Source organism: Segeticoccus rhizosphaerae (assembly GCF_005222685.1).
Taxonomy (GTDB): Bacteria; Actinomycetota; Actinomycetes; order Actinomycetales; family Dermatophilaceae; genus Segeticoccus; species Segeticoccus rhizosphaerae.
This window is the reverse complement of sequence record NZ_SWMA01000002.1, coordinates 137,020-158,344: the sequence shown is the minus strand read 5'-3', so window position 1 is coordinate 158,344 and position 21,325 is coordinate 137,020. Positions and strand designations below refer to the sequence as shown.

The 21,325-nt window shown below is 68.1% G+C and carries 19 protein-coding genes; all 19 read left to right on the top strand.

Features of this window, described 5'->3' with window-relative positions; all coding sequences use genetic code 11:
• Nucleotides 1-92 precede the first annotated feature (92 nt).
• Complete coding sequence (locus tag FCN22_RS02285; RefSeq protein WP_137119908.1) at nucleotides 93-1,922, top strand: hypothetical protein; 1,830 nt, start codon at nucleotides 93-95, stop codon at nucleotides 1,920-1,922.
• Between the two features lie 5 nt (nucleotides 1,923-1,927).
• Entirely contained in the window at nucleotides 1,928-2,275 is a 348-nt protein-coding gene (locus tag FCN22_RS02280) for a hypothetical protein (protein WP_137119907.1), read from the top strand.
• Between the two features lies 1 nt (nucleotide 2,276).
• Nucleotides 2,277-2,519, top strand: a complete 243-nt coding sequence (locus FCN22_RS02275) for a hypothetical protein (RefSeq protein ID WP_137119906.1) — start codon at nucleotides 2,277-2,279, stop codon at nucleotides 2,517-2,519.
• 273 nt (nucleotides 2,520-2,792) lie between these two features.
• Nucleotides 2,793-3,671, top strand: a complete 879-nt coding sequence (locus FCN22_RS02270) for a glycosyltransferase family 2 protein (protein WP_137119905.1) — start codon at nucleotides 2,793-2,795, stop codon at nucleotides 3,669-3,671.
• A 49-nt stretch (nucleotides 3,672-3,720) separates the two neighbouring features.
• Nucleotides 3,721-4,677 carry a glycosyltransferase family 2 protein gene (locus tag FCN22_RS02265; RefSeq protein WP_137119904.1) on the top strand — a complete coding sequence of 319 codons (957 nt, stop codon included), beginning with the start codon at nucleotides 3,721-3,723 and terminating at the stop codon, nucleotides 4,675-4,677.
• Complete coding sequence (locus tag FCN22_RS02260; RefSeq protein ID WP_137119903.1) at nucleotides 4,674-5,408, top strand: phosphocholine cytidylyltransferase family protein; 735 nt, start codon at nucleotides 4,674-4,676, stop codon at nucleotides 5,406-5,408. The genes FCN22_RS02265 and FCN22_RS02260 overlap by 4 nt, the downstream gene beginning before the upstream one ends.
• The gene (locus FCN22_RS02255; RefSeq protein ID WP_137119902.1) at nucleotides 5,396-6,568 is read left to right on the top strand and encodes an iron-containing alcohol dehydrogenase family protein; all 1,173 of its coding nucleotides are present in this window, start codon (nucleotides 5,396-5,398) and stop codon (nucleotides 6,566-6,568) included. The genes FCN22_RS02260 and FCN22_RS02255 overlap by 13 nt, the downstream gene beginning before the upstream one ends.
• 238 nt (nucleotides 6,569-6,806) lie before the next feature.
• Nucleotides 6,807-7,577: a LamG domain-containing protein gene (locus FCN22_RS02250; RefSeq protein ID WP_137119901.1), complete on the top strand. Its 771-nt coding sequence runs from the start codon at nucleotides 6,807-6,809 to the stop codon at nucleotides 7,575-7,577.
• A gap of 159 nt (nucleotides 7,578-7,736) precedes the next feature.
• Complete coding sequence (locus FCN22_RS02245; RefSeq protein WP_137119900.1) at nucleotides 7,737-8,462, top strand: LamG domain-containing protein; 726 nt, start codon at nucleotides 7,737-7,739, stop codon at nucleotides 8,460-8,462.
• A gap of 152 nt (nucleotides 8,463-8,614) precedes the next feature.
• A complete protein-coding gene (gene mfd, locus FCN22_RS02240) occupies nucleotides 8,615-12,229 on the top strand; it encodes a transcription-repair coupling factor (RefSeq protein WP_137119899.1) in 3,615 nt (1,204 codons plus the stop codon).
• Between the two features lie 78 nt (nucleotides 12,230-12,307).
• A complete protein-coding gene (locus FCN22_RS02235) occupies nucleotides 12,308-12,889 on the top strand; it encodes a hypothetical protein (RefSeq protein WP_137119898.1) in 582 nt (193 codons plus the stop codon).
• A 2-nt stretch (nucleotides 12,890-12,891) separates the two neighbouring features.
• Complete coding sequence (locus tag FCN22_RS02230) at nucleotides 12,892-13,863, top strand: nucleoside triphosphate pyrophosphohydrolase (RefSeq protein WP_137119897.1); 972 nt, start codon at nucleotides 12,892-12,894, stop codon at nucleotides 13,861-13,863.
• A gap of 226 nt (nucleotides 13,864-14,089) precedes the next feature.
• Nucleotides 14,090-15,376, top strand: a complete 1,287-nt coding sequence (gene eno, locus FCN22_RS02225) for a phosphopyruvate hydratase (protein ID WP_137119896.1) — start codon at nucleotides 14,090-14,092, stop codon at nucleotides 15,374-15,376.
• Nucleotides 15,377-15,594: 218 nt separating this feature from the next.
• Nucleotides 15,595-16,020, top strand: a complete 426-nt coding sequence (locus FCN22_RS02220) for an FtsB family cell division protein (protein ID WP_162308105.1) — start codon at nucleotides 15,595-15,597, stop codon at nucleotides 16,018-16,020.
• 9 nt (nucleotides 16,021-16,029) lie between these two features.
• Nucleotides 16,030-16,578 carry a DUF501 domain-containing protein gene (locus tag FCN22_RS02215; RefSeq protein ID WP_137119894.1) on the top strand — a complete coding sequence of 183 codons (549 nt, stop codon included), beginning with the start codon at nucleotides 16,030-16,032 and terminating at the stop codon, nucleotides 16,576-16,578.
• Nucleotides 16,575-17,519 carry a Ppx/GppA phosphatase family protein gene (locus FCN22_RS02210; protein WP_137119893.1) on the top strand — a complete coding sequence of 315 codons (945 nt, stop codon included), beginning with the start codon at nucleotides 16,575-16,577 and terminating at the stop codon, nucleotides 17,517-17,519. The genes FCN22_RS02215 and FCN22_RS02210 overlap by 4 nt, the downstream gene beginning before the upstream one ends.
• A 172-nt stretch (nucleotides 17,520-17,691) precedes the next feature.
• On the top strand, nucleotides 17,692-18,411 hold the full coding sequence (locus FCN22_RS02205) for a laminin G domain-containing protein (RefSeq protein WP_162308104.1): 720 nt from the start codon (nucleotides 17,692-17,694) through the stop codon (nucleotides 18,409-18,411).
• A 131-nt stretch (nucleotides 18,412-18,542) separates the two neighbouring features.
• Nucleotides 18,543-20,381 carry a CLIPPER-2 domain-containing protein gene (locus FCN22_RS02200; RefSeq protein WP_137119891.1) on the top strand — a complete coding sequence of 613 codons (1,839 nt, stop codon included), beginning with the start codon at nucleotides 18,543-18,545 and terminating at the stop codon, nucleotides 20,379-20,381.
• Between the two features lie 75 nt (nucleotides 20,382-20,456).
• A complete protein-coding gene (locus FCN22_RS02195) occupies nucleotides 20,457-21,287 on the top strand; it encodes a uracil-DNA glycosylase (protein WP_137119890.1) in 831 nt (276 codons plus the stop codon).
• The last annotated feature ends 38 nt before the right edge of the window (nucleotides 21,288-21,325 follow it).

Sequence of the window (21,325 nt, the reverse complement as noted above, 5' to 3'; positions counted from 1 at the left end):
TTCTGCCAAACCGCCGCGCTCGACGCGCGGTTCGCGTTAGCCTCACCCTGCGACCGATTGGTACGACCTGGCAGTCAAAGGGGGACGCCTGTATGCCCTCGAACGGCACCACCGGGGATGGCCGCCAAGCGGTCATGGAGCGCGCGCTGCCCCAGACCAGCCGCACCGACCGCTCTGCTGTGCCCCTCCTGTGGCCACTGCTCCCCCGCTTGGTCCTCCCGATGCTGATGGTCGTCGTGAGCTGTGTTGCAGCCAGCCGTGGTGACCAGGGGCGGATCGGTGACTGGGGCCTGATCCAGGCACTCCCACCGCTCTACTTCGTCGGCGCGGCCGGGCTCAGCGTGTCCTTCGTGCTCGAAGCGTTCCGCCGGGCCCGGCGGAACACGGCGGTGCTCTTCGCCCACGTCCTCGGCGCGGTGATAGTGCTCCATGGTGCTCCAGCGTTCGTCGAGCAGGAGCCACGTTTCGCGACCGCGTGGCTCCACGCCGGCTTCACGAACCAGATCCTGGACCACGGCGTCGCCGTGCCCGGGTTCGACGCCAGGTTCAACTGGCCAGGATTCTTCGGTGCGGCAGCGGCAGTGACCGGCTCGGGCGGGCTCGAGAGCGCGGTCTCGTTGCTGCGGTGGGCCCCGGTCGTCATGGTGCTCCTGACGCTGCCACCGCTGTACCTGATCGGTCGGCAGTTGACCGGCTCGGTCAGGGCGGCGTGGCTCGGGCTGTGGTTGTACCTGACCGTCAACTGGGTGGGCCAGACCTATTTCGCTCCCCAGTCGATTGGCTATGTGCTCTACCTCGTCGCGATCGCGATCCTGGTGACCTTCTTCAGGCAGGGCACTCCCCACTGGCTTCGTCCGCGCCGACCGCGCCATGAGGCGGAATCAGTCGAGGGGTTTCCGGACGTAGGCGTCCAGCCGGGCACCCGGGTGGCCTTGGCAGTCCTCCTCGTGGCGCTGAGCGCCGCCTTGGCGATGACCCATCAACTCTCACCCGTCATGCTCGTGCTCGCCACGGCGGCGCTCGTCGTCGTCGGGCGGTGTCGGCTGATCGCGTTTCCCGTCGTGGCGGCGATCCTGACGCTCGGGTGGATCAGTGTCGGTGCGACGGCATACTGGAGCGGGCACCTGGACGTCATCTTCGGCAACCTCGGGCATATCACGAGTGTCTTGGAGACGTCGGTGGGTGACCGGGTGGGGGGCTCGCCGACGCACCTCACGATCGTGAGCATTCGCCTCGTCTTCACCGCGGCCGTCTGGGCCGCGATGGCCCTGTCCGCAGTCGTCCTGTGGTTCCGCGGCCAACGGCCTATCACGCTGTTCGTCCTCGCCGTGGCACCGCTCGGTCTGGTCGCGCAGAACTACGGCACCGAAGGGGTGCTGCGCATCTTCCTGTTCTCTTCCCCCTTCGCGGCAATGCTCGTCGCCCAGTTGCTGGCCAGCATCAGGATCGGCCACCCGATGCGGCTCTTCGTGACAGTCCTCGCTCTGGCCCTGATCCCGACCTTCCTCATCACCCGCTACGGAAACGAGTCGTACGAACAGACACGCGTCAACGAGGTTCAGGCCGCGGAGGCGCTGAACAAGATCGCACCGAAGGGCTCCAAGCTGATCAGTGCCACGACGCAGGTGCCGTGGGGCTTCGAGTTCCTGGTGGACTACAGGTACGTCCGACCGACCCACCAGCGGGCCTTCCGCGACGGGAACCTGCATGCCGTTCGCTATCCCGTCAACGCGGCGGCCCACCCCGACCGGGCGAACTACTTGATGATCACCACCGGACAGGTCGTGTACGCCAGCCAGGCCGAGGGAGATCCACCTGACTGGTTCGCCCGGCTCAGAGCAGAGCTCACGCCGACAAACGGCTACCGGCTCGTCTACAGCAACCCGGACGCGTGGATCTATGAGTACGAGGCCCCGAGATGATCCTGATGAGACTTCGGCTGCCACAGCTGGCCCTGCTCGGGTGGACTCTGGCGAGCCTGGCGCTGTCGCTCTTGCCGGCCGGGGCTCTGGGGCCACCCCGCGCTGTCAATGCCGTCGTATTCGTCGGGTTCGGTCCGGGGTGCGCCCTGATGGTTCGCCTGGTGGGCTCGTGGTCTGTCTCCGTCTGCAGCGTCCTTGCGATCGCGGTATCGCTCACCGTGCTGATCCTGAGCAGTCAACTGCTACTGATCATCGGTGCTTGGTCGGTGCCGGGCGTCGCCGCGTTGGTTGCGCTGGTCACGGTGGTGCTGACGGTGACTCCGTCCCGGAGCAGGGAAGGGGTGCTCGACTAGCATGCGCGAGACGATCCTCGATCTGGTCTCCACCGTCGCTGCGGTGGTCCTCGTCGGCGTGGCCTGCATCGCACTCCTTCTGTACGGCGACCTTGGTCGCGAGCTGGGCCGCCGGACTGACCGCTCGGATGTCCGGGGGAGCGACCGTCACGGTCGCTCAGCCATGAGGGCGCGGATCGCGACATTTGCCCTGACAGCGATCTTCGTCGTCTTCGTCGTCGTGCGCTTCACCGTGAGGGGTTGAGGGCTGACTCTTGCGGCTGAACGCGCGCTCGTCGGCTCACGACGGTCAGCGCCCATCCCGAGGTCGAATGTTTACCCTCTGGGAACCTCAATTTTACTGTTTTGGGGTTGCGGTGCTTGCCAACGTGACACGCTACGTGCATTGAGCGGGTGTCCCGGCCTCCCGGTCACGACCGTAGACGCTCCACTCACTCACCGAGCGCTGTGAAGGAGCCATCGTGAGTCCTGACAACCGTGCCGAGAGTTTTGCTGCGCCGCGAAGGGAGGTCAACCCATGACCTCCACCATCTCCTTTGCCCCGGGCTACTCGGAGCAGGAAGACGATCAACCCGTCGAGGTCGCGCACGCCGCTGTCGACATCGTGGCAATGGCGCCGAAGTCTCCACCTCGGGTCAGCCTGGTGATCCCGACGAAGAATGAAGCGCGCAACCTGGCTTGGGTGTTGAACCAGGTGCCTGCATGTGTTGACGAAGTTGTCCTCGTTGACGCTTCCACGGATGCGACGAGAACCACCGCCTTCGCATGTCGACCGGATATCCGGGTCGTCGACCAAGCGCGTCCGGGTAAGGGCAATGCCCTACGAGCTGGCTTCGCCGCTGTACGCGGCGAGCTTGTCGTGATGATGGATGCTGACGGGAGTATGTCGCCCTCCGAGATCAGTCGCTTCGTCTACTTCTTGGACAATGGGTTCGACTTCGTGAAGGGGTCGAGGTTCATGAGTGGGGGAGGATCGCTGGACATCACGCGATTCCGCCGGGCCGGCAATCGCGCTCTCCTTTGGGCCGTCAATTCGATGTATGACTCGAACATGACGGATCTTTGTTATGGCTTCTGTGCCTTCAACCGCAGATACCTGGACCACTTGGACTTGAGCGCCGACGGTTTCGACATCGAGGCACAGATGGTGGTCCACGCGATACAGGCGGGGCTCAGGATCGCGGAGGTGCCCAGCCTGGAGACACAACGGCTCAGCGGTCGCTCGAACCTGAGAGCGGTGTCCGACGGGACGCTCGTCCTCAGAGCCGTGCTGCGTGACCATCACCGTGGGATTTCGGGGCGCGTCGTGCAGAGCGTGCGCCGACTTGAACGGAGTCACCGTGCCGTGAGGGCAACATCCCCGCTCGAGGCTGACGTGGTATCGAGAAGTGACTGACTCAGTCCTGCACCCGACTGCCACAGAGCCGCAGTCGGGCACGGCCTCCATGGTGCTGTCGGTCGTGATCTGTGCCTTCACGACCCGGCGATGGGAGATGCTCCAGTCCGCGGTCCAGTCCGTCGTGGAACAGAAGCCGGCACCTTACGAGACCATTGTGGTGATCGACCATTGTGGGGAGCTCGAGGAGGCTGCGATCGGCGTCTTCCCGCCGATGGGTGTGCGGGTGGTGACGAACGAGGGCATGCGGGGCCTCTCCGGCGCGCGGAACACCGGCGTTACCCATGCCAGAGGGGACGTGATCGTCTTCCTCGACGACGATGCAGTGGCGGCCCCCGGCTGGCTGGCCGCCCACGCGAAGCACTATGCGAACCCGGATGTCCTTGGCGTCGGTGGACGGGTCATCGCCGATTGGGAAGATCGGGCCCCAGCCTGGTTTCCGACCGAGTTCGGGTGGGTCGTCGGCTGCTCATATCTGGGCCAGCCGACCACTGTCTCACCGGTTCGCAATCCGATCGGCGCCAACATGTCGTTTCGACGTCCCGTCATCTCGTCTGTCGGCGGGTTCTCCCAGTCGTTGGGAAGGGTGGGCGCGACGCCGATGGGTTGTGAGGAGACCGAGTTGTCCATCCGGGCGACCGCTGCCTATCCCTCAGGCTCGATCCTTCACGATCCGAGATCTTCGGTGCGCCACCGAGTTCCAGCCAGCCGCGGCACATGGTCATACTTTCGTCGGCGCTGCTGGGAAGAAGGACGAAGCAAAGCAAGGGTGACCGGGCTGGCGCGGACCAGCGCCGTCCTGTCGTCCGAGCGAGTCTATGTGCGCAAGACGCTTGCGCAAGGCGTACGGCGCAACCTTGCGGAGGCTCAACGGGAACGGAGCTGGGAGGCGGTGCTGCGCGCCTCGGCGATCTGCGTAGGCCTGGCGATCACGACCGCCGGCTACGGCGCAGGCCAGCTGTCCCGATCGCTGCGTGGTGATGAAGGGTTGGTGCGGACCGGATGATCGGCATGATTCTGGCAGCGGGCATGGGCCGCCGCCTTCGACCCCACACCGACGCCTTGCCCAAGGCATTGATCCCGGTGGACGGTGACAACACGATCCTGGACATCTCCTTGGCCAATCTCTCCAAGGTGGGCATCACCGATGTTGTCCTCGTCCTGGGGCACGCGGCGGAGGCCGTGCACTGCCAGCGGGACGACTTGGAGCGGCGACATGGCGTAGACCTCACCCTGGTGCACAACGACAAGGCCGACGAGTGGAACAACGCATACTCGCTGTGGACCGCTCGTGAGCACCTTTGCACGGATGTCTTGTTGCTGAACGGCGACACGGTGCACCCGGTGTCCGTAGAGGAGACGCTGTTGTCGAGGCGCGAACCTGGCGTGTTGCTGGCCGTCGAGCTGTCTGACAGCCTCGGCGAAGAGCAGATGAAGGTCACCGTCGACGGCCACGGTGCCTTGGTCCAGATCACCAAGTTGATGCCCCCCGCCACCGCTGACGGAGAGTACATCGGCGCATGCGTGATCGGAGCGGGCGCAGGTCCTCGTCTGGTCGAGGCGCTTGAAGTGACGTGGCGTCGCGACCCTGACTTGTACTACGAGGACGCATACCAAGCGCTGGTCGACGGGGGAGATCCGGTTTGGACCACGGCCATTGCCCAGGGGACCCCATGGGTTGAGGTCGACGACCACCGGGATCTGGCAAAGGCACGGGAGATCGCATGCCTCTATTGACCCGCATGTTGGCCAGCCCGCTCTTCGTCGAAGTGCGTAGGGGGGCGCTGGATGGGTTGGCAAGGCTTCTGACCGAGCGTCACGTGTCCGCCAACGGCACCGTGATGGTTGCACTGGGCCCTGATCAGGGCCAGCAGATTTGGGGCGCTCTTGCTCCGTCCCTTCCACACTCCGACGCCTTCGTCGTACGACGACCCAGCCTCGAGGTCGCGTGGGACCTCCAGGAGCAGTTGCTGCGACACGACTATGACGCTGTGGTCGGGATCGGCGGCGGTCGAACCATCGACGTTGCGAAGTACGCCGCGACGCGCGCGGGAGTGCCGATGGTGGCGGTCGCGACGAATCTTGCCCACGACGGCATCTGCTCTCCTGTGGCGTCGTTGGAGAGCGAGGTGGGTAAGGGCTCTTATGGGGTTGCCATGCCTCTCGCTGTGATCATCGACCTTGATCGCGTGCACCAGGCACCTCCCGTGATGGTGCGAGCGGGGATTGGCGACGCGGTCAGCAACCTGTCAGCCATCGACGACTGGAAACTGGCACACCGCCAACGGGGCGATCCCATAGATGGGCTGGCAGTGGCGTTCGCCAGTACTGCCGCCCACTCGATTCTCCATTCCGAAGGCGGGATTGGTGAGGACGACTTCCTCCAGACGCTCGCCGAGGCACTGATCCTCTCGGGGATGGCCATGTCGGTAGCTGGGACGTCGCAGCCGTGCAGCGGAGCGTGCCATGAAATTGTTCACGCTGTGGACGCTCTCTACCCTGGCGTGTCCAACCACGGTGAGTTGGCCGGCTTGGGCGCACTCTTCGCCATCCACCTCCGGGGCGACTCCCTTCGCTTCCAGGAGGTGCTGCGCTGCCTGCGTCGGCATCACCTCCCAGCCGCACCCGCTGAGATCGGCCTCGACGAGGAACAGTTTGTTGCGGCGTTGATGCACGCGCCGTCCACCCGACCCGATCGATACACCATCCTGGAGCACCTGGACCTGAACCAGGGCGAGATGCGCACCCGTCTGGCGGAGTTCAATGCCCTTGTGGGGTGTGCCCGCTCCAGCACCCACCCTGCGCGTGTTGCCGCTGACATTTCGCCCGAACCATGGAGGCCGGCGCCACAGCGCCTCGGACTCGGGGCTGGTGCGGGTCTCGTAGCCGAAGTGTGACCTGGGCAAGTCTCTGCTGTGGAATGGTTCCGTGGGTGACCCACAACCTTGTCGTTCGACGCGAGCCCCACCTGCGGTCGAATCAACCACTGTTGGAGCCCTTCTTGGCCGGCCAGCCCAACGTCAATCCATCGCCCGCCAACGGGACAATCCGTTCCCTGACAGAAGTTCGCGGGTCCGCTAGGCTCCCTCAGGCGGAGGGCCGGCAGACGACTCGGCCTTGCTTCAGGAGGCCGAGATGACTAGGAAGTTCCTCTGTGCCCTGGGTCTGGCGGCGACGCTGCCTCTCTCGCTCGCACTCGTCGGCCCCGCCGTGGCAGCGCCCTCCATGGCAGCTGCTGACCAGGCGGCACCGTATGCCCTCCGTTTCACCTTTGACAACGGTGAGACGCTCAGTGCCGGCAGTCGGGTGATCGATTCGTCCGGGCTGGGGAACAACGGCACGGTGCGGGGAGTCAACGGCGGTCGGCTCAGGTCGGTCAAAGGCTACAGCGGGCGCTCTGCCCAGTTTCCCACTCCGTGCCGCGAGTCGACCTGTCCCAGGGCCGTGATTTCGGTCCCCAACGGGTCCGGGCTCAACCCTGGACTGGCCGACTTCTCTTTCGGGGTCGCGGTGCGGGTCACCCGGAGCCAGGTGGCGAAGGGGTACGACTCGAACCTCATCCAGAAAGGTTTGTGGTCCAGCCCCTCGCAGTGGAAGCTGCAGCTCGACGGCGCGCGCGCTTGGCCGGTGTGCGTCTTCGCCGGGATGCGCGACGGTGCCTTTCGTCGGGTCTCGCTCATGTCTGGCTCCGGCATCGCGGACGGCGAGTGGCACAAGTTGAGCTGCGAACGGACGGCCACGACCGTCCGCCTCGTCGTGGACGCGAAGGTCACGGTCCGCGTCTCCTTCAGGGCGGTACGGCTCAGCGACAGCAGCGCGGTCACCATCGGCGGCCGGGCGCCGGTCAAGAGCGACAATGACCAGTTCTTCGGCACCATGGACCGCGTCTTCGTAAGCCGAGGGTGAGTAGTTCGACAAGGTCGACGCTCGCGATCGGCCGCGCGGTGTCCGGGCCGGCGATACGGTCCGACGGTTTTCGCATTTCTGCCAAAGAGGCACCGTCGGGGCGCTGGGAGGCCTACCCTCTCTGGGAAGTGGCTTGTGCCGGCCGGAAGGAACAGGACGATGAAGACACGCAAACTCCTCCCTCCGCTGTTGCTGGCTCCGCTGGTCGTCGCGGGCCTGACGCCGACCGTGGCACAAGCGGCCAGTGAGCCGTTGTCTTCCGTGGCCACGTGGGAGATGAACGAGGCGCCGGGTGCGTCGACGATGCTCGACTCGAGCGGGCACGGTGTCACCGGCGAGATCGGCAGCGTGGTCAAGACCGGCGTCAGGGTCCACGGCGCGGTGGCCTACCGGTTCCCCTACGGCGCTCCCAACAAGACGCCGGCGGACACTCCCCGGCTCGTGACGGTGAACAACTCCGCCCTGAACCCTGGGGGGCGCGACTTCTCGGTCACGATTCGCTACCGCACGACGCACGACTTCGGCAACATCATGCAGAAGGGGCAACACGGCGCCAAGGGCGGCTACTGGAAGCTCGAAGCACCGCACGGCAAGCTCACCTGTCTGTTCCGGGGCCTGGTCAACGGCAAGCTCGTGGGCAAGACGGTCAACTCGGGCGTGGCACTCAATGATGGAAACTGGCACACCGTCACCTGCCTGCGCACCGCGACCAGGATCACCATGACCATCGACGGCACCAAGACCCGTCGCGCCTACGGCACGACCGGCACGATCAGCAACAGGGTGCCCATGACCATCGGTGGCAAGGTCAACTGCGACCAGGTCAAGATCACCTGCGACTTCTTCACAGGAGACATCGACCGGATCTCCGTCGACGCCGGCTGAACGGAGCCGCCGTGCCGGAGTCGCCCACGCCGTAGACAGCTGGCCGGCCGGGCTCCCCCGCAGGCGTATCCTTGGGCGCGGACCCCTGCCGATTCGTCGGACAGGGGCTTTCGTGCTGTCCATCGCCGTGAAGTCACAGGAGCGCCTTCCGCATGAGTCTCACCCCGCTGCTCGACGTCCTCGCGCAGGACCCGGATGTCCGCTCGACCCTGGAGGCGGCCGAGGCCGGCCTGCCCCTGGTCGACGTCGCCGTCGCCCCGGGCGCGCGCGGACCTCTGGTGGCGGCGCTGGCCGGCGCGCAGGACCACGTCAAGGGCCATCCCGTGCTGGCCGTCACTGCCACCGGCCGAGAGGCCGAGGACCTGATGAACTCGTTGCGGGCGTTCCTGCCGCCGGAGAGCGTGGTCGGTTTTCCGAGTTGGGAGACGCTGCCGCACGAGCGGCTCAGCCCGCGCAGCGACACGGTCGGCAAGCGGCTGGCCGTGCTGCGCCGGTTGGCGCACCCGGATGCCGAGGACACGACATACGGTGAAGTCGCGGTGGTGGTCGCCTCCGTGCGAGCGCTACTGCAGCCGATCGCCAAGGGGCTCGGCGATCTCGCCCCGGTGGCGCTGGTCAAGGGGCAGGAGGCGCCGCTGGAGGACGTGGTCGACGCGCTGGCCGCCGCGGCGTACATCCGCACCGACCTGGTCGAGCGGCGCGGCGAGTTCGCCGTGCGCGGAGGCATCCTCGACGTCTTCCCGCCCACCGAGGAGCACCCGATCCGGGTCGAGTTCTTCGGCGACGAGGTCGAGGAGGTGCGCTGGTTCAAGGTCGCCGACCAGCGCAGCCTCGAGGAGGCCGAGCACGGCCTGTGGGCGCCACCGTGCCGCGAGGTGCTGCTCACCGACGATGTGAAGGCGCGTGCCGCCGAGTTGGCCGAGCAGCTGCCCGGGGTCGCCGACATGCTGCACAAGGTCGCCGAGGGCATCGCCGTGGAGGGCATGGAGTCGCTCAGCCCGGTGTTGCTGGCCGACTCGGGCGGCATGGAGTCGCTGCTCGACGCCCTGCGCCCGGGCACCCAGGTGGTGCTGGTCGACCCCGAGCGGGTGCGCACCCGCGCCCACGACCTGGTCGCCACCAGTGAGGAGTTCCTCGACGCGAGCTGGGCCAACGCGGCCGCCGGCAACGCCGTGCCGGTCGACCTGCAGGGGGTGCTCGGCACCGCCAGCTTCTGGACCTTCACCGAGGTGCGCGAGCATGCACTGCAGACCGGTCGTCCATGGTGGTCGCTGACCTCGTTCGCCACCGACGCGGAGCTGGCCGAGTTCGTCGAGGACGAGCTCGAGGGAGAGCGGATCACCATCGGCACCACCGAGGTCGCCGCCTACCGCGGCGACACCGAGCGGGCGGTGGCCGACCTGCGTCAGTGGGCGCACGAGGGGTGGAAGACCCTCGTGGTCACCGACGGCCCGGGGCTGGCCAACCGGGTCGGCGAGGTGCTCACCGAGAACGACGTCCCGGTGCGCATCCAGCCCGGCGCCAAGGACCTCGGGGAAGGCATCGTCCACGTCACCAACGGGCTGCTCGGCCGCGGCTTCACCCTGCCGTCCAGCAGGCTCGTGGTCGTCACCGAGGACGACCTGACCGGCGGCACCACCCAGGGCGGCTCGACCAAGGACATGCGGCGTATGCCGTCCCGCCGCCGCAAGCAGGTCGATCCCCTCGCGCTGCGCAAGGGTGACTATGTCGTCCACGAGCAGCACGGCGTGGGGCGGTTCCTGGAGATGGTGCAGCGCACCGTGCAGGGGGCGACCCGCGAGTACCTGCTGATCGAATACGGATCCAGCAAGCGAGGGCAGCCTGGTGACCAGCTGTTCGTCCCCACCGACCAGCTCGACCAGGTGACGCGATACGTCGGTGGTGAGGCGCCCACCCTCAACAAGCTCGGCGGCTCCGACTGGGCGAAAACGAAGGGGCGGGCCCGCAAGCACGTCAAGCAGATCGCCGCCGAGCTGATCCGGCTCTACAGCGCCCGGATGGCCACGGAGGGTTACGCGTTCGGGCCCGACACCCCCTGGCAGCGCGAGCTCGAGGAGTCCTTCGCCTACATCGAGACGCCCGACCAGCTCGTCAGCATCGACGAGGTCAAGAACGACATGGAGAAGTCGGTCCCGATGGACCGGCTGATCTGCGGCGACGTCGGCTACGGGAAGACCGAGATCGCGGTGCGGGCCGCGTTCAAAGCGATCCAGGACGGCAAGCAGGTGGCCGTCCTCGTGCCGACCACGCTGCTCGTGCAGCAGCACCTGACGACCTTCTCCGAGCGCTACCAGCCCTACCCGGTTGTGGTGAAGGCACTCTCGCGGTTCCAGACGGACGCGGAGGCGGGGCGGGTGCTCGAGGGGATGGCCGACGGCACCGTTGACCTGGTCATCGGCACGCACAGCCTGCTGTCCAAGAATGTGCGGTTCAAGAACCTCGGCCTGGTCGTGGTCGACGAGGAGCAGCGCTTCGGTGTCGAGCACAAGGAGCAGCTCAAGACCCTGCGCACCAACGTCGACGTGCTGGCGATGTCGGCCACCCCGATCCCGCGCACGCTGGAGATGGCGGTGACCGGCATCCGCGAGATGTCCACGCTCGCCACCCCTCCGGAGGAGCGGCACCCGGTGCTCACGTTCGTCGGCGGCTACGAGGAGAAGCAGATCACCGCGGCGATCAAGCGCGAGCTGATGCGCGAGGGCCAGGTCTTCTTCGTGCACAACAAGGTGTCGTCGATCGACCGAGTTGCGGCACGGATTCGCGAGCTGGTGCCCGAGGCCCGGGTCGCGGTCGCGCACGGCAAGATGAGCGAGGCCCGGCTCGAGCAGGTCGTGCTCGACTTCTGGGAGCGGCGCTTCGACGTGCTGGTCTGCACCACCATCATCGAGACCGGCCTGGACATCTCCAACGCCAACACCCTCATCCTCGACCGGGCGGACACCTTTGGCCTCTCCCAGCTGCACCAGCTGCGCGGCCGGGTCGGCCGCGGCCGCGAGCGCGCCTACTCCTACTTCCTCTACCCGCCCGACAAGCCGCTCACCGAGACGGCGCACGACCGGCTCGCGACGATCGCCAGCCACACCGACCTCGGCTCCGGCATGCAGGTCGCGATGAAGGACCTGGAGATCCGCGGCGCCGGCAACCTGCTCGGCGGCGAGCAGTCCGGGCACATCGCCGGTGTGGGCTTCGACCTCTACGTCCGGCTCGTCGGCGAGGCCGTCGCGGACTTCCGTGGCGACGGTGACACGGCGCCGGCAGAGGTCAAGATCGAGCTCCCCGTGGACGCGCACCTGCCGCACGACTACGTGCCGGGTGAGCGGCTGCGGCTCGAGATGTACAAGAAGCTGGCCACCGTCGAGGACGAGGCCGGACTGGGCGAGATCGAGGACGAGCTGCAGGACCGCTACGGCAGCCCGCCCGAGCCGGTCCGCAACCTGCTCGAGGTCGCGCGGCTGCGCACCGTGGCCCGACAGGCGGGCATCGCCGACATCAGCGTGCAGGGGAACTTCATCAGGTTCGGCCCCCTGGAGCCGGCCGAGAGCCAGCAGCTGCGGCTGCAGCGGCTCTACCCCGGCTCGCTGGTCAAGTCGGCGCTGAAGACGGTGCTGGTGCCCAAGCCGATGACCGCCCGCGTTGGCGGCCGGCCGCTGCGCGACACGGAGGTGCTGCGCTGGGCCAGCCAGCTCATGCAGGCGGTGCTGCTCGGCGACGTTGCCCAGGCGGCCCGCGCCGCCACCTCTGCGTGAACCAGGGCCCGCCGACCTGACATGATGAACCCGAAGCCCGGTCAGCCGGCCCGTCCGGGACGAGGAGAGGAACCACCGTTGAAGCGTCTGACACCTTCGCACGCGCGTCGCGCCGCCGCACCCGCCGCGCTCGCGCTCACCGCGGCGCTGGCCCTGTCGGCCTGCAGCCACAGCGCGGACGACGCTGCGATCGTCAACGGATACGCCATCACCGTCGACCAGGCGCAGACGGTGGCTCGGGAGTACAACGAGCTGACCGGACAGAGCGGCGCCAACGGCGCCACGCCCGACAAGACGCTCGCGGTCTTCATCGAGGGGCACTTCGCGTTGCAGGAGCAGAGCAAGGCCGGTCAGGGGGTCTCGGCCGACGACGCACGTCGCATCATGAAGGACCAGATGCAGGTGAAAGACCCCTCCCCGACGCTCGTGAACTTCTACCGCAACGTCATCGCCGTCGAGGCGGCCCGACAGGACCCGGCGGCGACCAAGAAGGTCCAGGCCGCGATCGACAAGGCCGACATCACGATCAACCCGCGCTACGGCTCGTCCTTCGACGTGAAGCAGCGCACGGTGCTCGACCCCCAGCCTGACTGGATCAAGCCCTTCGAGGCCGCCAAGCCGCAGGCCGACAGCCAGTCCTCGCCGACGCCCACCAACTGACGGTGGCCGCACGGCTGACCGTGCTGCTGACCTCGCCGCGCGTTGCAGGAGGTCTGCTCAGCCACGGCGCCTGGACCGCTCTGGACGAGGCCGACGCCGTTCTGGTGCGCTCGGACGACGAGCCGCAGGTGGCGGCACTGCTCGACGCCGGTATGACGACCGCCGCTGTGGGCGCGCAGGCTCCCCAGGCCCTCGCACGCACCCTGGTCGAGCGCGCGCTCGACCAGGTCGTGGTGTGGGTGGGCTCGGCCGACGGCGACCCCGGCCTCACCGACGCCCTCGCTGGCGAGCTGACCCGGCACCCTGAGCCGCCCGAGGTCGAGATCCTGGTCGGTTCGTGGGACGTGCCCGGCGCCCGCCTGCTCGACCTGGTCGCGGTGATGGACCGGCTGCGCTCACCCGGCGGCTGCCCCTGGGACGCCGAGCAGACCCACGAGAGCCTGGTGCCCTACCTGCTGGAGGAAGCCCACGAGGCGGTCGAGGCCATCGAGTCCGGCGACCGTCAGCACATGGTCGAGGAGCTGGGCGACCTGCTGCTCCAGGTGGCCTTCCACGCGCGGGTGGGACAGGAAGACCCGGACGAACCCTTCGACGTCGACGACGTGGCGGCCGGCATCGTCGACAAGCTCGTGCGTCGCCACCCGCACGTCTTCGCGGACGTGGATGCGTCCACCCCCGCCGAGGTCGAGGCCAACTGGGAGACGATCAAGGCCGCCGAGAAGCCCTCCCGCAGCTCACCTTTCGAGGGCATCCCCGTAGGTATGCCGCCGCTCGCCCGGGCGGCGAAGGTCGCCGGCCGGCTCGAGCGGGCCGGCCGGCAGGACCTGCTCGACCAGGCAAGCGCCGACGAGGGTGACCTCGGCGCGCAGCTGCTGCGCCTCGTCATACGCGCTCGGGCCGAGGGCCGGGACCCCTCGGCAGCGCTCCGCGCCATCCTGCGCACCCTCGAGCGACAGGGCCGGGACGCTCGATAGTGTGCGTCCGCCGCGACCGGCGCGACGCCGCTCAGCCCGCGGCGCCACCCGGTGGCTCTTGAGACATGGACAGGTGCTCGCCATTCGGCGTTTGGCCCACACCACGGTCACCGTGCACGTGGGCTGAGTCGCTCACGAGGTCGGGCCGGGACACCCGTTAGGCTCGCTGGGTAACCCGGAACGGGACGTGTCGGACTGATCGCCCCCCAGCACAGCAGGAGTGTTCGTGGCCAGCATCGAGGCAATTGGCGCCCGCGAGATCCTCGACTCGCGTGGCAACCCCACCGTGGAGGTCGAGCTCGCGCTCGACGACGGGACCATCTCCCGCGCCGCGGTCCCCTCGGGCGCCTCGACGGGTGCCTTCGAGGCGGTCGAGCGTCGCGACGGCGACGCCGCGCGCTATGGCGGCAAGGGCGTCGAGCAGGCCGCCGAGGCCGTCATGGAGCAGATCGCGCCCAGGCTGCTCGGATTCGAGGCGAGCGAGCAGCGGCTCATCGACGCGGAGATGCTGGCGCTCGACGGCACGCCCAACAAGGCCACGCTCGGGGCCAACGCGATCCTCGGGGTCTCGCTCGCGGTGGCGCGTGCCGCGGCCGAGTCGGCCTCCCTGCCGCTCTTCCGCTACGTCGGAGGCCCCAACGCCCACGTGTTGCCGGTGCCGATGATGAACATCCTCAACGGTGGGTCGCATGCCGACTCCAACGTGGACATCCAGGAGTTCATGATCGCGCCGATCGGCGCCGGCTCGTTCAAGGAGGCGCTGCGCTGGGGCGCTGAGGTCTACCACGCCCTCAAGGCCGTGCTCAAGGAGCGAGGTCTGGCGACCGGCCTCGGCGACGAGGGGGGCTTCGCGCCGAACCTCGACAGCAACCGCGCGGCCCTCGACCTCATCGTCGAAGCCATCGGCAAGGCCGGCTACAAGCCCGGCACCGACATCGCGCTGGCGGTAGACGTCGCCGCCTCCGAGTTCTTCTCCGAAGGCAGCTACACGTTCGAGGGACAGCAGCGAACCGCCGCCGAGATGTCCACCTACTACGGCGAGCTCGTCACGTCATACCCCCTTGTCTCGCTCGAGGACCCGCTCGACGAAGACGACTGGGAGGGGTGGGCCACGATCACCGCCGAGCTCGGCGACAAGGTCCAGATCGTGGGCGACGACCTCTTCGTCACCAACCCCGAGCGGCTGCAGCGCGGCATCACCGAACACGTCGCCAACTCGCTGCTGGTCAAGGTCAACCAGATCGGGACGCTGACCGAGACTCTCGACGCGGTCGCCCTGGCGCAGCGCAGCGGCTACACCTGCATGATGAGCCACCGCTCCGGCGAGACCGAGGACACCACCATCGCCGACCTCGCCGTCGCCACCAACTGCGGGCAGATCAAGACCGGCGCGCCGGCGCGCTCCGAGCGGGTCGCGAAGTACAACCAGCTGCTCCGCATCGAGGAGGAGCTGGACGACGCCGCGGTGTATGCCGGTGCCGGCGCCTTCCCGCGCTTCCGGGCCCAGGGCTGAGGGGCAGCGGGAGCCCGATGGTCAAGAGCACCAGACCGGGGGGTCCGTCGCAGCGGTCGCGACGGACGGGCACCACGTCGCGCCCTCGACCGGGCGGGCGGTCCACGCCGTCCAGCCGGCCGACGAACCGCACGGCACACCGCGTCTCCCGCGGTGCGCCGGTCACGACGAAGCAGCGACCGCGTTCGCTGCGCCGCCTCGTCATCCTCGGTGTCCTCGTGACGTTCCTCGCCGTGATCCTGGCGCCGACCCTGCGCGCCTACATCCACCAGCGGGGCGAGATCTCGGCGCTCGAGCAGCAGATCGCACAGCAGAAGTCGACGGTCAAGACACTCAGCCAGGAGAAGCAGGACTGGCAGGACCCGCACTACGTGGAGCAGCAGGCACGCGAGCGGTTGAAGTTCGTCATGCCCGGTGACAAGCAGTACACGACGATCACCGGAGACAAACCAGCCGACGCCACCTCGCCCGAGTCGGGCATCGCGTCGGTGCCGGACGACGTGCGCGCCCATCGGCCCTGGTACGGCGAGATGTGGGAGTCAGTCGTCATCGCGGACTCGGGCGCGAAGGCACCGGCGTCGGAGTCGACGGTGGGCAAAAAGGCGGAGCCGCCCGCCGTGCGTGACACGAAGAGTGGCAAGTGACCGGTGGGCGTGCCTGACGAGAAGGAAGCCGGCGCGGTCGACGAAATCGACCTCGCAGCGGTCGAGGTGCAGCTCGGACGGCGGCCCCGAGGGGTCGCCGCGGTCGCACACCGGTGTCCGTGCGGGAGGCCCGATGTCCTGCAGACGGTGCCCCGGTTGCCCGACGGCACACCGTTTCCCACGACGTTCTACGCCACCTGCCCGCGGCTGACTGGAGCGATCAGCACCCTCGAGGCCAGTGGGTTGATGAAGCAGATGACCACGCGGCTCGCCGAGGACGAGGCACTCGCTGCGGCCTACCTCGCCGCCCACGACGACTACCTGCGGCGTCGGGCCGAGCTGGGCGACGTGGCCGAGATCGACGGCATCTCCGCCGGCGGCATGCCGAGCCGGGTCAAGTGCCTGCACGTTCTCGTCGCACACTCGTTGGTGGCGGGGCGCGGAGTCAACCCGCTCGGCGACGAGGCGTTGGAGGCGCTGGAGGACTGGTGGACCGCTGGGTCCTGCGTCCCAGAGGGAACCGATCCGGGCGTTGCGCCTGAGGCAACGACGCCGTGACCCGCGTCGGCGCGATCGACTGCGGCACCAACTCGATCCGGCTGCTCGTAGCTGATGTGGACGCCTCGAGAGGGACCGTGACCGACTTGCTGCGCCGGATGGAGATCGTCCGGCTCGGCCAGGGGGTGGACCGCACCGGCCGGATCGATCCGGAGGCGATGGCCCGGACCTTGGCGCAGGCCCGCGAATACGCCGCCCAGTGCCAGGAACTGGGGGCGGCCCAGGTTCGTTTCGTCGCGACCTCCGCGTCCCGCGACGCCAGCAACGCGGGCGAGTTCGTCGACGGCGTGAGGGAGGCGTTCGCGGCATTCGGTGCCTCGCCCGAGGTCGTCAGCGGAGAGGAGGAGGCTTCGTTGTCGTTCCGGGGAGCCACTGGAGAGCTGCGGGCGAACGGCATACCCAGTCCCTTCCTGGTGGTCGACCTGGGCGGCGGGTCGACCGAGTTCGTTCGGGGGGCCACCGATGTCGAGCGAGCCAGATCGGTGGACATCGGCTCGGTGCGAATGACCGAGCGGCATCTGCGCAGCGACCCGCCGACCGTGGCCGAGATCAACGCCGCCGTGGCGGACATTGACGCCGCCGTCGAGCAGGCTGCGCAGGTGGTCGACTTCCACGACGTCGCCACGCTGGTAGGCCTCGCGGGCTCGATCACCACCATCACCGCGCACGCGCTCCGCCTGCCCCGCTATGAGTCCGAATGCATCCATGGCACGAAGTTGCCGGTCGAGCGCATGGTCGCCGCCTGCACGGACCTGCTCGAGATGCCGCGAGCGGACCGAGCGGCCCTGCCCTACATGCACCCCGGCCGGGTCGACGTCATCGGCGCCGGGGCGCTCGTGTGGCGGCGGATCGTCGAACGGCTGCAGGCCGACGCCGGAGTCGGCCACACCATCACCTCCGAGCACGACATCCTGGACGGCATCGCCCTCTCGATCGCATGATTGGCTGCGGTCGCCCAGCGGGATCCCGCGCCTGACCGGGCCGGGCAGGGCAGGGCATCCGGGCCGATTTCGATCAATTTCGGCAACTCTAGAAAAAGTGACAACGCCCGCGACATTCCGCTCCTACCCTCGATCAATGACGGTCTCGGGTGAGACCGGAAGGAGCGGAGTCATGAAGCGCAAGATCCTCCCAGCCGCACTGCTAGCTCCCCTGCTCGTCGCGGGCCTCACCCAAGGCTCCGCCCAAGCCGCAGCGCAACTGTCTCCCGTGGCCACGTGGGAGATGAACGAAGCGGCCGGGGCCACCGTGATGGGGGATTCGAGTGGTAACGGTGTCACAGGAAGCATCGGCAGCGTCGTGGATACCGGGACCCTCGTCCAGGGCGCCGTGGCCTACCGGTTCCCGTATACCGCTCCCAACACGACCCCCGCCGACAGCCCACGTCTGGTAACGGTCGGAAGCTCCGCCCTGAATCCGGGAGATCGCGACTTCTCCATCACGATCCGGTATCGCACGACGCACGACTTCGGCAACATCATGCAGAAGGGGCAGCACGGTGCCAAGGGCGGCTACTGGAAGCTCGAGGCCCCGCACGGAAAGCTCACCTGCCTCTTCCGGGGGATGGTCGATGGAACGCTGGTGGGCAAGACGGTCAACTCGGGCGTCGCGCTCAACGACGGCCAGTGGCACACGGTGACCTGTCTGCGCACAGCGACCCAGATCACGATGACCATCGACGGGACCAAGACACGTCGAGCCAAGGGCGCAACCGGGACGATCAGCAACAACGTCGCCATGACCATCGGTGGCAAGACCAAGTGCGACCAGGTCAAGGTCACCTGCGACTTCTTCAGTGGCGACATCGATCGGGTTGCCGTCAGCGCCGGCTGAACCCGCCTCGGGCCCGCCCGGCTGGGCGGGCCCGAGGAACGAACCCACACAACGGCTTTCTTGGGTTTGGCTGCGAAACCCGGGCGGGGCGTGTGACCATTCGATCGTCACGTCTGACACGGGAGTTCACTATGAACAAGCGCCAGTTGGGGGCAGCCATCACCTTGGCTGTGGCCTTCTCCGGAACGTCCGTCCTGCCTGCCATGGCAGCAGACGACAGTCCCAGCACGACGACGCCACAGAGTTCGACGCCACCGGGTGCGGAAACTTCCCCGGTAACTGCAGAAGACAGTGCACTGCAGACGACGTCGACCACCACGACGGTTACTTCTGAGCCTGCGCCCGAGCCTGCACCTGCGCCGGAGCCGGCACCTGCGCCGGAGCCGGCACCTGCGCCGGAGCTGGCACCTGCGCCGGAGCTGGCACCTGCGCCCGAGCCCACTTCGCCGCCCACGACTGAGCCCACTTCGCCGCCCACGACTGAGCCCACTTCGCCGCCCACGACTGAGCCCACTTCGCCGCCCACGACTGAGCCCACTTCGCCGCCCACGACTGAGCCCACTTCGCCGCCCACGACTGAGCCCACTTCGCCGCCCACGACTGAGCCCACTTCGCCGCCCACCACCAAGCCGACGCCGAAACCTCAGCCGGCCAAGCTGAGTGTCGCGGGCCGCGCCTTCGTCAAGGACACCAACGGCAGTGGTCGGAGGGACGCGGGCGACACGGTCACCTTCCGCTACATCGTGACCAACAGCGGCAAGGGCACAGCCACCGGGCTCACGGTGACCGGCGGCCTGGGCGCCAAGACGTGCGGCCGGACCACTCTGCCTGCCATGAGCGCCGCGAACTGCCTCCTCACCCATGTGATCACCCAGGCGGACATGGACCGGGGCTCGATCACCGATCGCGCCATTGCCAAGGCGGTGGGCGAGGACAAGAAGAAGGTGAGCGCGTCCTCCGGCACAGTCTCAGTCGCGCTCAAGGGCTCGGCGAGGCTCACCGCCGTCCAAATGGTGACCCAGGTGACCGACCTCAACAGGGACGGCCACGCGGGCGAGGGCGACAAGATGCGCTACAGCCTGCGCATCACGAACACCGGGACGCTGACGGTCAGACGGATCAACGTCGTCGACGGAAAGTTGAACCAGCACGGCCTCAACCTCACCTGTCCGACCACGGCACTGACCCCGGGCGCCTCCGTGACCTGCACGGCTCCGCTCTACACCGTCAGCCGCTGGGAGGCCAAGCACAGCCCCCTGGCCAACCGGGCCTTCGCCCGAGGCACCACGGCAACTGGAGTCACGGTCGCGAGCAACGGCACCGTCACCTACCGCCTCACGGTGCCGCCGGTGAAGCGGGTCGTCAAGCACCGGAGCAACACTCCGGCCAAGACGCACACGTGGGTCAAGAAGACACACCAGAGCCTCAACAAGCGGCACCACGTGAAGCAGCACAAGGTGCGGCTCGTGGCGAAGATCAGGGCAGCACAGTGGCTCTCGGCCGTGACGGACAAGAACAAGAACGGTCGCTTCGACGCGGGAGACTCCGCCGTCTACAGCTTCAAGGTCGTCAATGCCGGCAACGTGACCGTGAGCGACCTCGCCATCGTGGACCGCAAACTGGCCCGCAAGAACCTCAAGATCACCTGCGACCAGACCACCCTGGTGCCCGGTGCGACCGCCGTCTGTCACGCGGAGCCCCTGGTCTTCACCAAATGGCAGGCGAAGCACAACAAGACGTTGGGCAAGAACTGGGCATACGCCACTGCCGTCGCATCGACCGGCAAGGCCATCCGCAGCAACTCCACCGTTACCGACCACGGCATCAAGGCCAAGGCCGACCCGGAGCCGAGCCTGCTCGCCTACACCGGGGTCGAGGCCGGAAGCGTGCTCTTGTCGGGCGTCTTCCTGATGGGTCTGGGAGCGTTCCTGAAGGTCGGCAGCCGCCGTCGCCGGACACGCCGCGCCTGAGGCCGACACGCGACGACGGGCCCCTGCCAGAGCGGCGGGGGCCCGTCCGCGACCTCGGTGCGGGAGGATGCGGGCGTGACCGACGAAGCGCTACCGCACCCGGTGACCGGAGCGCTCTTCCCCTCCCCGGTCCCGCCGGGCACGGGCTGGCCGGGCGATCCCGCCGATGCCGACACCCCCGTCGCGCGCACGACACGGCAGGCCGCACGGCTCGCGAACTCGTCCGCTACGAGGGAGGAGGTCGACGCGCGGTCGTCGGTATGCCGTGCCTGCCCGCGGCTGGTGCGCTGGCGCGAGCAGGTGGCCACCACCGGGAAGCGCGCCTCGTTCGCCGCCGAGCCCTACTGGGGGCGCCCCGGCCCGAGCTTCGGTGACCCCGACGCGGAGGTGCTGGTCATGGGACTGGCGCCAGCTGCGAACGGCGCGAACCGGACCGGCCGGATGTTCACCGGTGACAAGAGCGGCGACTGGCTCTTCGCCGCGCTGCACCGCGCCGGCTACGCCAACCAGGACCACGCCTGGGCCGCCGGAGACGGGTTGGTGCTCACCGGGATCCGGATCGTGGCGGCGGTGCGCTGCGCCCCGCCGGACAACAAGCCGACCACGACCGAGCGAGACACCTGCTCGGCGTGGCTCGACCGCGACCTCCAGCTCTGCGCGCCGAAACTGCGATCGATCCTCTGCCTCGGGTCCTTCGGCTGGGACGCCGTGCTCGCCAGTGCCCGCCGACTCGGTTGGTCCGTGCCCAGGCCGAAGCCCAAGTTCGGCCACGGCGCCGAGGCCGCGGTCGTGACCGACCAGGGACACGGCATACGGCTGCTCGGGACCTACCACCCCAGCCAGCACAACACCTTCACCGGGCGGCTGACCACCGACATGTTCGACGCCGTACTCGCGCGGCTGTGAGCCACGGCTCCGGGCCGCAGGTCGTGAGACGCCCCGGC